Here is a 12,645-nt window from a genome sequence, read left to right as displayed (position 1 = left end):
TCAATCATCTGTACTCCAATGACTAGTCTAAAAACTAGTATTAAGACTATCACTTATTTAAGTGATACTGGTTGTCTGGAGATTCAGGGGGCCAGTCTACGCGCCTGCTGCCAGAACTGTTTACAATATGGGCAGAACGGATCGGCGAAGACGTAGACAATGACCGGCGCATCTTTTTTACCGTCGAGGAGCCAGTGGGATTGTTCCATCCGTTGCCACATTTCGCGTCCGGCTGGTGCGTAAATTTCTTTTTCGATAAGTGTGTTACTCAGGTTTTCACCTTTCTCGTTGTACATGTAACCAGAGATAGCGTGCTTACCATCTGGAGTCAGGTAGATGGTGACGCCCATATCCTGATACTTTCCGAGATAACCTTTCATTCCTCCGGGGGCATCGAACGTTTTGATGATTGTAATGCCCTGTTTTTCAATCGCTTTTACTGGAGCAGGAAGTTCCTCTGCGAAGGCGATTGCAGGAAGCAGAGCCAGTAAAAGTATCTTTTTTAACATTAATTTGTCCTTTTCAGTCAGTGCAAAAGTCGAGTAAAAGGCATAACCTATCACTGTCATAGGTAAGAGCTTAGATCAGGTGATTGCCCTTTGTTTATGAGGGTGTTGTAATCCATGTCGTTGTTGCATTTGTAAGGGCAACGCCTCAGCCTGCAGGCAGGCGCTGAAGATACCAAAGGGTAGTTCAGATTACACGGTCACCTGGAAAGGGGGCCATTTTACTTTTTATCGCCGCTGGCGGTGCAAAGTTCACAAAGTTGTCTTACGAAGGTTGTAAGGTAAAACTTATCGATTTGATAATGGAAACGCATTAGCCGAATCGGCAAAAATTGGTTACCTTACATCTCATCGAAAACACGGAGGAAGTATAGATGTCCTTGATTAACACCAAAATTAAACCTTTTAAAAACCAGGCATTCAAAAACGGCGAATTCATCGAAATCACCGAAAAAGATACCGAAGGCCGCTGGAGCGTCTTCTTCTTCTACCCGGCTGACTTTACTTTCGTATGCCCGACCGAACTGGGTGACGTTGCTGACCACTACGAAGAACTGCAGAAACTGGGCGTAGACGTATACGCAGTATCTACCGATACTCACTTCACCCACAAAGCATGGCACAGCAGCTCTGAAACCATCGCTAAAATCAAATATGCGATGATCGGCGACCCGACTGGCGCCCTGACCCGTAACTTCGACAACATGCGTGAAGATGAAGGTCTGGCTGACCGTGCGACCTTCGTTGTTGACCCGCAGGGTATCATCCAGGCAATCGAAGTTACCGCTGAAGGCATTGGCCGTGACGCGTCTGACCTGCTGCGTAAAATCAAAGCAGCACAGTACGTAGCTTCTCACCCAGGTGAAGTTTGCCCGGCTAAATGGAAAGAAGGTGAAGCAACTCTGGCTCCGTCTCTGGACCTGGTTGGTAAAATCTAAATTTCCTTCGTCTTTCGCGCTACCAACTCCGGCGCGAAATACTTCGGAAATTCACCTAATTCTTCGGGTGCTGCGGCACCCGATTTTCTTCCCCGCACTATGATGCAAGCTGCATCCAGGTAGCCGTAGAGGCCGCTTGCATGATGATGTTTAAAGCCCAGGAGATAAACATGCTCGACACAAATATGAAAACTCAACTCAAGGCTTACCTTGAGAAATTGACCAAGCCTGTTGAGTTAATTGCCACGCTGGATGACAGCGCTAAATCGGCAGAAATCAAGGAACTGTTGGCTGAAATCGCAGAACTGTCAGACAAAGTCACCTTTAAAGAAGATAACAGCTTGCCGGTGCGTAAGCCGTCTTTCCTGATCACCAACCCAGGTTCCAACCAGGGGCCACGTTTTGCAGGCTCCCCGCTGGGCCACGAGTTCACCTCGCTGGTACTGGCGTTGCTGTGGACCGGTGGTCATCCGTCGAAAGAAGCGCAGTCTCTGCTGGAGCAGATTCGCCATATTGACGGTGATTTTGAATTCGAAACCTATTACTCGCTCTCTTGCCATAACTGCCCGGACGTGGTGCAGGCGCTGAACCTGATGAGCGTACTGAACCCGCGCATCAAGCACACTGCAATTGACGGCGGCACCTTCCAGAACGAAATCACCGATCGCAACGTGATGGGCGTTCCGGCAGTGTTCGTAAACGGGAAAGAGTTTGGTCAGGGCCGCATGACGTTGACTGAAATCGTTGCCAAAATTGATACGGGCGCGGAAAAACGTGCGGCAGAAGAGCTGAACAAGCGTGATGCTTATGACGTATTAATCGTCGGTTCCGGCCCGGCGGGTGCAGCGGCAGCAATTTACTCCGCACGTAAAGGCATCCGTACCGGTCTGATGGGCGAACGTTTTGGTGGTCAGATCCTCGATACCGTTGATATCGAAAACTACATTTCTGTACCGAAGACTGAAGGGCAGAAGCTGGCAGGCGCACTGAAAGTTCACGTTGATGAATACGACGTTGATGTGATCGACAGCCAGAGCGCCAGCAAACTGATCCCAGCAGCAGTTGAAGGTGGTCTGCATCAGATTGAAACAGCTTCTGGCGCGGTACTGAAAGCACGCAGCATTATCGTGGCGACCGGTGCAAAATGGCGCAACATGAACGTTCCGGGCGAAGATCAGTATCGCACCAAAGGCGTGACCTACTGCCCGCACTGCGACGGCCCGCTGTTTAAAGGTAAACGCGTAGCGGTTATCGGCGGCGGTAACTCCGGCGTGGAAGCGGCAATTGACCTGGCGGGTATCGTTGAGCACGTAACGCTGCTGGAATTTGCGCCAGAAATGAAAGCCGACCAGGTTCTGCAGGACAAACTGCGCAGCCTGAAAAACGTCGACATTATTCTGAATGCGCAAACCACGGAAGTGAAAGGCGACGGCAGCAAAGTCGTTGGTCTGGAATATCGAGATCGTGTCAGCGGCGATATTCACAACATCGAACTGGCCGGTATTTTCGTGCAGATTGGTCTGCTGCCGAACACCAACTGGCTCGAAGGCGCAGTCGAACGTAACCGCATGGGTGAGATTATCATTGATGCGAAATGCGAAACCAACGTCAAAGGCGTATTCGCAGCGGGTGACTGTACGACGGTTCCGTACAAGCAGATCATCATCGCCACTGGCGAAGGTGCCAAAGCCTCTCTGAGTGCTTTTGACTACCTGATTCGCACCAAAACTGCATAAGAAGAAGTAAGATTCACCTGCAATTGCTTAGCCGCCGGGGTCAAACCTAGCGGCTTTTTTATGGCATTAAAAAGCCCTGCCGGGATGTTCCAGGCAGGGCGGCATAAATACTTTTATCTGTTAGCGAACGACCAGTACAGGCAGATTGGCGTGGCGGATCACGCTCGAGGCGTTAGAACCTAACAGATGGGTCGAAATCGATGGGTTGCGAGAACCGATAACTACAACATCAGCCCCCAGTTCTTCTGCCAACTCATTGACTTCATCCCGCACGCTACCAAAACGGACATGTTGTTTAATGCGGGAAGGATCGATGGTGAAGTGGCTGACCATCGTTTGCAGACGTTCTTCTGCTTCATGTTGCAGATGCTCTTCAAAACGACGCACATCAGCGGCAAAACGGTCCAGGCTCAGGCTGGCTGACCCGGGTAGTACGTGAAGTAGATGAATAACTCCGTCATCCTGGGTGAGGAATTCAGCGTGGCGAACAGCTTTGTCGCTCAATTCCATTTCAAATACATCAACTGGCATAATGATTGTCTTATACATAACCCTTTCTCCCTGTTAATCATGAACAAATCATTCGCCATGATTATAATATTTATCCCTGATATTTGTCTGGTTCTTTTTCCTTACGAACGGTTTCTGTGATTAATATATTCTCACTGAACACCAGGAATTCTCCCAAAACCTGCGGTACCGCCCGTTTTCCCGCTGTGATAGCTACCCTTAAAGACTGACTCTTTTTTGAACTGTCTCTGGAGGTTGCATGAAAGCATTGACTTATCACGGCCCACATCACGTTCAGGTAGAAAATGTTCCCGATCCGGGCATTGAACAGGCAGATGATATTATTCTGCGTATTACGGCAACGGCGATCTGTGGCTCTGATCTCCATCTTTATCGAGGCAAAATACCCCAGGTTAAACATGGCGATATTTTTGGTCATGAATTTATGGGGGAAGTCGTTGAAACCGGAAAGGACGTAAAAAATTTGCAAAAAGGCGACCGGGTGGTAATTCCGTTTGTCATTGCTTGTGGCGACTGTTTTTTCTGTCGAATGCAGCAATATGCCGCCTGCGAAAATACCAATGCGGGTAAAGGCGCTGCGCTCAATAAAAAACAGATACCAGCTCCCGCGGCATTGTTTGGTTATAGTCACCTGTATGGTGGCGTTCCTGGTGGACAGGCGGAATATGTCCGCGTCCCTAAAGGGAATGTGGGGCCGTTTAAAGTACCGCCTTTGCTTTCAGATGATAAAGCCCTTTTCCTTTCTGATATTCTGCCAACGGCATGGCAGGCAGCAAAAAATGCGCAGATCCAACAAGGTTCAAGCGTTGCAGTCTATGGTGCCGGTCCAGTGGGATTGTTGACAATCGCCTGTGCACGGTTGCTCGGTGCGGAACAGATTTTTGTTGTTGATCATCATCCCTACCGCTTGAGTTTCGCCGCTGACCGCTACGGCGCGATCCCGATTAATTTCGATGAAGATAGCGATCCGGCACAGTCAATTATTGAACAAACGGCAGGTCACCGGGGCGTGGATGCAGTAATAGACGCCGTCGGTTTTGAAGCGAAAGGCAGCACTACGGAAACGGTGCTGACTAACCTGAAACTGGAGGGCAGCAGCGGTAAAGCGTTGCGCCAGTGTATTGCGGCGGTCAGGCGTGGCGGCATTGTTAGCGTACCGGGCGTCTACGCTGGATTTATTCACGGTTTCCTGTTTGGTGACGCCTTTGATAAAGGGTTGACGTTTAAAATGGGACAGACCCACGTTCACGCATGGCTGGGAGAATTATTACCGTTAATTGAGAAAGGATTACTGAAACCAGAAGAAATTGTTACCCACTATATGCCGTTTGAAGAGGCCGCCCGGGGATATGAGATTTTCGAAAAACGTGAAGAGGAGTGCCGTAAGGTGATTCTGGTACCCGGTGCACAAAGCGCAGAGGAGGCGCAGAAGGCAGTTTCAGGTCTGGTGAATGCGATGCCGGGGGGAACAATATGATCGTCAGGAGTGGTTTTCGAGGTAAAGGACAGCCATGACGATAATCGCCGCCATAATCAGAAATCCTATCAGGATGTAAAATGCTTCTGCCATGGTTATTCCCACAAACGAAACGGAATAATTTTGCAGCAAAAGTGAACAGTGAGAACCAGGAAAAATTGCTGATTTTGCGTAAAGAGGATGCGAGTGCATCCTCTGGGCAAAGCGAGTTATCGCTTGTGCAGATGGGATTAAAGCAGGTAGTCGCCAGCAGCTTCTGGCTGGTATTCGAGTTCCAGCACTTCAAGGTGGGTTGCAACGCCGCCCGGAAGTTCCCAGTGAATGGAATCGCCAACGCGCAGCCCCAGCAGTGCGGCACCTACCGGAGCCATAACGGAAAGCTGAGTATTGCTATCGGTCATTTTTGCCGGATACACCAGCGTGCGCACACGCACTTCGCCATCGCTAAGATTGCGGAATTTAACCCGGCTGTTCATTGTCACCACGTCGTGTGGCATCTCTTCTGGCGAACACATTTGGGCGCGATCCAACTCTGCGTTTAACGCGTCGGCGATTGGCAAACCAGCATAGGCGGGTTGCTCCAGCAGAATATCGATGCGTTCGGCATCCAGGTCGTTAATGATGATAGTTGGTCTGGACATTTTTACTCCATGTCGTCGGTACTGCGAGTGTCGCAGATAAACATACCCAAAAGAAAACCCTCACCGTCAGGCGGCGAGGGTTTAACTCACATGATGATACTGACTGTTGCTCACTCTTTGAAGTGATTTGCGTCACATTCAGGGAATTCCTCAATGCAGCGCATTATGTATAATTCTTAATCGTCACGGTTTATGGAAGACGAATTAGCGTGTTTTGTAAATCAGATGATTAATAACCCACTTTATCAATCACAAAGGTTTTGCCACAGTTGCTTGGGTGTGGTTGTGGCAAGAATGAGTTTGCAGAAAGCGGAGCGTTGATGGCGTCAGCTTTGATCGAGATCTGAATTTCAGTCAAATACGCAGGGTTACCCTGGCACGTTAGCTTAACTGCTTTCACGTTCTCTTTTCCCCAGCTTTTGGCAAAGGCGGCGTCAAAGTCACGGCGGCTCACTGTTTTACCGTAATTATCCGCAAGGAATTTTCCGGCTTCGCTCTCTTTAATTTCTTGATTCAGGCGTACCATCGTACCGAAGTATGCGTCCGGATCAAAACCAAAGCAGGCACCGTGTTTGGCATATTCGTAGCGTTCCAGGCAGGAACGTCCGCCAGCTCCTGGCATGACTTCACTTAGTTTAGCGGCCGTTTCCAGTGATAACCCGGTTTCCGGCGATGAACACATCCGGCTGGCGTGCGCTTCTGGTAGATTCGGGATTGGGCGAGTAGCGCAACCGAAGCGCATCCAGCGGCGTTCATCAACACCACGGGCAGCAACCGATTTAGGCAATCCTGGCCACAGACCATGTACGGTCAGAAAATCAGCTTTGTTGGTCGTTTCGGTTTGCAGGCGACATTCATCTCGTTCGTTACGATTTCGATCGTGTTGACTCTGGCAAAATCCGGTTTGCCAGGAGAGGGCCAGGACATAGCGATCAAAATCGCCATACTGTTTTGCCTGCAACGCTACGGCGTTGGCAGAAGAGAAGGGAAGCAGAGAAACCGCGAGCAACGCGGCGTTACGCCAGAATGCTTTCATAATGGGTGTGGAACTCATACATACACTGAATACTATCTATTAAATCATCACGCCCGCCAGGTGGGCTTACCTGGCGGGCGTGATGATTTATTCAGCGTTTGGCGAACGTATTAGTTCCACATGGCGAGAATCGGCCAGCCAACCAACAGCAACATAGAGATATAAATCACCCCGAAGATTGCGCCAAGACGCCAGTAATCTTTTGATTTCACATAGCCACAGCCGTAAATAATCACCCCAGGACCGGTTGCATAGGGCGTCAGACAGCCCATGATACCGATAGACAGCACCAGCAGGATACACAGTTGTTCCATTGGTACGCCCGGAATACCTTTACCGACGGCCAGAATAACCGGCAGCATGGTTGCGGTGTGCGCAGACAGGCTGGCAAACAGGTAGTGTGCAAAGTAGAACACCAGAACCAGTACAATCACCGTTGCGTTTGGTGAGAATCCTTCCAGGTGCGTACTCATGGTACCGGCGAACCAGTCAATAAAGCCAGAACGAGTCAGGCCGTTAGCCATCACAACCAGAGTTGCCAGGTTGACCAGCGTGTTCCATGCGCTGTTATAGCGGGTAATATCTTTCCAAGGCACAACGTGCAGGGCCAGCATTAGCGAAACTGCCAGCAGACCAACTGCAGTAGCATTAATGACTTCACTGCCAAAAACCCACAAACCTAAGCTGAGCAATACAAGGCCAATCAGTGTCCACTCTCTGCGTGTCAGCGCACCCATGGTTTTCAGTTCATCACCCGCCCAGGTTGCCACTTCTTCACTGTGTGTGATTTCCGGTTTGTACAGCACGTAGGAAAGCCACGGCGCAATGATAAGCAAGATAACCCCAACCGGCAGGAAGCAGAGGAACCACTGCAACCAGCTAATCTGGATACCGGCAATTTTGCTGACGAACTCCAGACCCAGCACGTTTGGTGCCGCACCGGTGACAAACATGGACGAACTCAGACTGGTACTAATGACCATCATCCACATCAAATAGCCGCCAATACGACGCGCGGACGGATCGTTGGGGAATGATTTAAACAACGGCGGCAGGTTTTTAATGACCGGAAAAACCGTACCCCCGGTACGCGCGGTGTTGGACGGTGTAAACGGCGCCAGCAGAATGTCGATAATGACAATCGCATAACCCAACGTCAGCGTGCGTTTGCCCATGAATTTCACCAGGAAAAGGGCAATGCGACGACCTAACCCGGAAACTTCATACCCTAATGCAAAAATAAATGCGCCAAATACCAGCCATACCGTGGTGCTGGAAAAACCAGCCAGACCCCATTTCAGCGCCTGTTTTTGCGCATTAAACGCTGGGTCAGCTAATTCTTTGGCATCAAAGAGCAGGTAATTACTGCCAATAACGCAAATAGTAACCGCAATAAAACTGATCGCTGTTGCCGGAATTGGCTCGAGGATCATGCCGACAATCATTGCCACAAACACAGCGAAGTAATGCCATGCCTGTGGTGGCATACCGTTGGGGACAGGGATAAGAAACATGACACCCATCACCACCAGTGGGGCCAATAGTTTCCATATATTATCTTTTGCTAAAGACATACGGGTTCTCCGAAAATTAATATTTCCAAATTTATCAAGTGCTTAAATAATTAAATCTGTGCTAAAAACCAGGTAAGGATCAGCAGGTCGGCACTGCCGCCTGGACTGAGATTTCGTTCGATACACTCCCTGTCGAACTGCCGGAGATAATCGAGATCGGCGGGGGTTCGAATGCCCCCTTTTTGCAATAATGTTTGCGCCTCGCGCTGTAGCCAGCGCAGGCCCCCTCGCCACCGCGCGAAGCAACGTTGGTATCGCCGTTGATCGCCATCAGTAGGAGCAAGGTATCGAGCAATGCCAGTTCAGGATCTAACCCCTGATCCAGCAGAGTGAGGTAATGCGGCAAGGCGTGGTTGATCACCAGTGGATAACCCGCTTCGGCTTCACCGCGTGCGCCGGTAAGGGCAAGCTGCTGGTACAACCGTTGACCTGCCGTCAGTTGTGAATTATTGGTACGCAGTTCGCGATCGGTCAGGCCACGGCAGAAACTTGCCGCCGTAGAACAAACGGTTGTTGGCGTTAGCGACTGGTTGAGCTGAAGCAAACGGCCAATTGCCGCACACAGTAGCCCTAAAGAAAAAATGCTGCCCTTATGCGTGTTTACGCCCGCGGTGGCGCGGAACATATCACCTTTGCAAGCCATACCAATTGGGCGTAATCCGTGGAGTACCGCTTCTGGTGCCATTTCCGCACTACAGGCACCAAATTCAATGAAACGGGGTAGCCAGCCCTGAATCGCCAGCGCGCTGCGGTGGAAATCTTCCAGCGCCATATCTTTATGCGCACCGCAGTTAATGCGATCCACGAGACCTGGTTTCGGTGACAGATTGACTTCAGTCAGCATGGCGCGCCAGCCCAGCAGGGCGTACTCATCGATTAATGACGTCGCAAGCTTTGTGGTTTTAGTTGACGTTGCAGGCATCGACATCGTTCAGCAGTGCCTCCATGCGGTTGAGTAAATCGGTCAGTTGATGGGTTTTCCACGCGCGCAGACGGCTGCGCTTTGCTCGCACAACAGGCAGCGGCGAGGCGGCAGTGAATAGTCGCGGCGGGAGAGAATTTCGCCTTCGGGCGTCAGGACATCGATATCCCATAACCGCCCGAGAGGATGACTATGTTCAAGCTCAATGGTGGCGAGCTTGAGGTCGCGAGCCGGGGCGGCAATGCTCAACATACCCTCCGGCCCGCTGGCGGAAACCAGTGCAGCCTGCTCCTGAATTTGCCAGCCCTGTTTTGCGGCTAAGGCACGCAAGGCTGTCACGCCATGATTAAAAATTCGGCGTGTGACCTCACTGTCTTTAATCGGCCTAGGCGCAACCACGGTAAAGGAGACCAGTGGAACAGGATGGCGCTTGAGCCAGACGTGTTGCCGTGCTTGCCTTTCATCCCGGCTGACGAGCAGCTCGGGAATTGACACCGCATGGTGGCTGGCGAGTTCAGGAAGCAGGTGCATGGCTTATTCCTTCACCTGATGTACAACATCGATCACCGAGCCATCGCGGTAACGCACAACGGCAACGACGCGGTCGGTGAATTCAATCGGCTGTGGTTCACCGGTCAGCAGACGCGCACGTTCACGCAGCCACTCAATGGAAACCACTTTAATGCCCGCTTCCTGCAGACGTTCTGCCAGCTCCGGACGTGCCGGGTTAACTGCGATACCGTGGTCTGTGACCAGAATATCGACACTGGAGCCCGGGGTGATGCAGGTCAGCACGTTATCCACCAGAGTCGGAATACGACCGCGTACCAGCGGCGCGACGATGATGGAAAGCGCAGAGGCAATCGCGGTATCGCAGTGACCACCGGAAGCACCACGCAGTACGCCGTCAGAGCCGGTCAGCACGTTAACGTTGAACTGGGTGTCAATTTCCAGCGCGCTCAGTACCACCACGTCGAGACGATCAACCGATGCGCCTTTCGAACCCCAGTTAGCGTACTGGTTGGCGCTGATTTCGATGTGATTGGGGTTACGGGCCAGCGATTGCGCAGCATGGCTGTCAAAGCTCTGCACATCCAGCAGTTTGCGGATCAGACCTTTTTCGTGCAGATCAACCATCGTTGCAGTAATACCGCCGAGGGCGAAGTCGGCGCGAATATCGCGGCTACGCATTTTGTCTTCCAGGAAACGGGTTACCGCCAGCGAAGCGCCGCCGGTGCCGGTTTGCATGGAGAAACCTTCTTTGAAGTAGCCAGAGTTGACAATCACATCCGCAGCGCTACGGGCAATAAGCAGTTCGCGCGGGTTAGTGGTCATACGGGTCGCACCAGCGCCGATTTTTGCAGCATCGCCAACGCGATCAACTTTGACGATCAAATCAACCTGCTCTTGCTCAATGCTTGCCGGATTATGCGGATAAGGCAGCAGTTCTTCGGTAAGCATCACGACCTGTTTTGCGTTGTCGGCATCAACCATTGCATAGCCGAGGGAGCCACAGCAGGCTTTACCGGTGTAACCGTTGGCATTACCGAATTCATCACAGGATGGGACGCCGAGGAAAGCCACGTCGATATTCAGTTCGCCGCTCTGTACCAGATGCACACGTCCGCCGTGAGAGTGGATTTGCACCGGTTCCGCCAGCAGACCACGGGAGATTTCTTCCGCCAGTGGACCGCGCAGGCCAGAGGTATAAATGCGGGTAACCACGCCCTGGCGAATGTGTTCTACCAGCGGCGCATGGCAATCACTCAGGGAGCTGGAGGCCAGAGTCAGGTTTTTAAAGCCCATCTTCGCGATGACGTCCATCACCATATTGACGGTCAGGTCACCGCCACGGAAAGCGTGATGGAAGGAAACCGTCATGCCGTCCTGTAAACCAGAGCGATGAATCGCTTCTTCCAGGTTGGCACACAGTTTGCGATCGCGCGCTTTTTCAGCCTGGTAGGTTTGCTTTGGTGAGTTCTGGAAAGCGGCAAGATCGCATTCAGCGCGACGATTCCAGGCCGCTACCCGTTCTTGTCGTTGAGATTGTTCAATTTTCTGCGTCATTTTGATTGCCTTATTCTTCGCGGATGCCGGAAAGTTCTGCACGGGAGAGCACCAGACGGGCGCGATCGATAACCGGACCGTCCACCATCTTGCCGTTCAGGGAAACCACGCCGAGGCCTTCGCGAGCGGCGGCTTCAGCGGCTTCTACGACGCGGCGGGCGTGATCCACTTCTTTCTGGGTCGGTGCGTAGAGGTTGTGCAGCAGATCAATCTGACGCGGGTTGATCAGCGATTTGCCGTCAAAGCCCAGCTGTTTGATGTGGGCGGCTTCTTGCAGGAATCCGGCTTCGTTGTTAGCGTCGGAATAGACGGTATCGAACGCCTGAATACCCGCAGAGCGCGCGGCCTGCAAAATGGAACAGCGTGCGAACAGCAGTTCAGTTCCTTCCGGGGAGCGTTCTGTACGCAGGTTGCGCACATAGTCTTCTGCACCGAGGGCGATACCGATCAAACGCTCGGAAGCGTGAGCGATTTCCACTGCGCGGGTAATGCCCAGCGGAGATTCAATCGCCGCCAGCAGGCCGGTGCTGCCGGGTTCACGACCACAGGCTTTTTCGATACGCAGGATCTCTTTTTCAATATCCAGAACATCCTGAGCGGTATCGGTTTTCGGCAGACGCACAACGTCCGCACCACCGCGAACGACGGCTTCCAGGTCGTTAACACCCCATTCGGAATCCAGCGCGTTGACACGCACAATGGTTTCAATATCGCGATACAGCGGATGTTGCAGCGCGTGATAAACCATGCGGCGGGCGGTGTCTTTTTCACGTAATGCCACGGAGTCTTCGAGGTCAAACATCAGGGCATCAGCCGGGTAGATGAAGGAGTTGCTGACCATCGCGGCATTGGCACCAGGCACAAACAACATGCTGCGGCGGGTGCGAGTTTTACGTTGTTGCAGCGAAGCGGAAATCATTGGCAATCCTCCCATGGCAGAGTCGGGATACCGCTGGCGCGTGCCAGCAGGGCTTCCAGTCGTGCACGTAAAATGCAGTCCAGTGTGCCTTTGTCATCGACATTCAGCTGTACGCCGCGCACGTTGTAGCGGGCGAGAACGTCCAGAATGGTGGTGCGAATTGCATCGCCAAACTGTTTCTCAACGCTGCTGTTGATTTGCAGGTCGATATCCTGCGTATCGAGTGGGGCGATGCGTATCATCACATCCCCAGACTCAAGGGTGCCTGCAACGGCGGGCTGGTTTATTTTCATTTTTC

The 12,645-nt window shown here is 51.9% G+C and carries 11 protein-coding genes and 3 pseudogenes; 3 read left to right on the top strand and 11 right to left on the bottom strand.

Annotated features, from left to right (window positions below; genetic code table 11):
- Positions 1 to 98 precede the first annotated feature (98 nt).
- Positions 99 to 509 (bottom strand): annotated as a pseudogene (gene dsbG / locus BHE85_RS02955) (thiol:disulfide interchange protein DsbG); the annotation flags it as partial.
- A 371-nt stretch (positions 510 to 880) separates the two neighbouring features.
- Here dsbG and ahpC point away from each other — a divergent pair.
- Together ahpC and ahpF are read left to right on the top strand one after the other, a co-directional pair.
- Positions 881 to 1,444, top strand: a complete 564-nt coding sequence (ahpC, locus tag BHE85_RS02950; RefSeq protein WP_000052796.1) for an alkyl hydroperoxide reductase subunit C — start codon at positions 881 to 883, stop codon at positions 1,442 to 1,444.
- A gap of 170 nt (positions 1,445 to 1,614) precedes the next feature.
- Entirely contained in the window at positions 1,615 to 3,180 is a 1,566-nt protein-coding gene (ahpF, locus tag BHE85_RS02945; RefSeq protein ID WP_000887629.1) for an alkyl hydroperoxide reductase subunit F, read from the top strand.
- A 120-nt stretch (positions 3,181 to 3,300) separates the two neighbouring features.
- Here the strand turns inward: ahpF and uspG are convergent, their stop codons facing one another.
- The gene (uspG, locus tag BHE85_RS02940) at positions 3,301 to 3,729 is read right to left on the bottom strand and encodes a universal stress protein UspG (RefSeq protein ID WP_000278510.1); all 429 of its coding nucleotides are present in this window, start codon (positions 3,727 to 3,729) and stop codon (positions 3,301 to 3,303) included.
- 220 nt (positions 3,730 to 3,949) lie between these two features.
- Between uspG and BHE85_RS02935 the strand changes: the two genes are divergently transcribed.
- On the top strand, positions 3,950 to 5,188 hold the full coding sequence (locus BHE85_RS02935) for a zinc-dependent alcohol dehydrogenase (protein ID WP_000646155.1): 1,239 nt from the start codon (positions 3,950 to 3,952) through the stop codon (positions 5,186 to 5,188).
- A 3-nt stretch (positions 5,189 to 5,191) separates the two neighbouring features.
- On the opposite strand, the gene BHE85_RS28325 is transcribed toward BHE85_RS02935, so the two are convergent.
- The 9 genes and pseudogenes from BHE85_RS28325 to citD form a co-directional block, all read right to left on the bottom strand.
- Positions 5,192 to 5,242: a hypothetical protein gene (locus tag BHE85_RS28325; protein WP_349809465.1), complete on the bottom strand. Its 51-nt coding sequence runs from the start codon at positions 5,240 to 5,242 to the stop codon at positions 5,192 to 5,194.
- A gap of 176 nt (positions 5,243 to 5,418) precedes the next feature.
- Entirely contained in the window at positions 5,419 to 5,829 is a 411-nt protein-coding gene (gene rnk / locus BHE85_RS02930; RefSeq protein WP_000089731.1) for a nucleoside diphosphate kinase regulator, read from the bottom strand.
- Positions 5,830 to 6,058: 229 nt separating this feature from the next.
- Positions 6,059 to 6,865, bottom strand: a complete 807-nt coding sequence (gene rna, locus BHE85_RS02925; protein ID WP_004981259.1) for a ribonuclease I — start codon at positions 6,863 to 6,865, stop codon at positions 6,059 to 6,061.
- Between the two features lie 110 nt (positions 6,866 to 6,975).
- Complete coding sequence (citT, locus tag BHE85_RS02920; RefSeq protein WP_000050343.1) at positions 6,976 to 8,439, bottom strand: citrate/succinate antiporter CitT; 1,464 nt, start codon at positions 8,437 to 8,439, stop codon at positions 6,976 to 6,978.
- A gap of 50 nt (positions 8,440 to 8,489) precedes the next feature.
- Positions 8,490 to 9,367: pseudogene (gene citG / locus BHE85_RS02915) on the bottom strand (triphosphoribosyl-dephospho-CoA synthase CitG).
- Positions 9,342 to 9,892 (bottom strand): annotated as a pseudogene (citX, locus tag BHE85_RS02910) (citrate lyase holo-[acyl-carrier protein] synthase). The pseudogenes citG and citX overlap by 26 nt, the downstream one beginning before the upstream one ends.
- 3 nt (positions 9,893 to 9,895) lie before the next feature.
- Entirely contained in the window at positions 9,896 to 11,428 is a 1,533-nt protein-coding gene (citF, locus tag BHE85_RS02905; RefSeq protein WP_004981384.1) for a citrate lyase subunit alpha, read from the bottom strand.
- Positions 11,429 to 11,438: 10 nt separating this feature from the next.
- Positions 11,439 to 12,347, bottom strand: coding sequence for a citrate (pro-3S)-lyase subunit beta (gene citE, locus BHE85_RS02900; protein WP_000622357.1), 909 nt, complete (start codon positions 12,345 to 12,347; stop codon positions 11,439 to 11,441).
- Entirely contained in the window at positions 12,344 to 12,640 is a 297-nt protein-coding gene (gene citD / locus BHE85_RS02895; protein ID WP_000700705.1) for a citrate lyase acyl carrier protein, read from the bottom strand. The genes citE and citD overlap by 4 nt, the downstream gene beginning before the upstream one ends.
- Between the last annotated feature and the right edge of the window lie 5 nt (positions 12,641 to 12,645).

The organism is Shigella sp. FC1567 (genome assembly GCF_001743015.1).
Lineage (GTDB): Bacteria > Pseudomonadota > Gammaproteobacteria > Enterobacterales > Enterobacteriaceae > Escherichia > Escherichia coli.
This window is presented reverse-complemented; position numbering and strand designations above follow the sequence as displayed.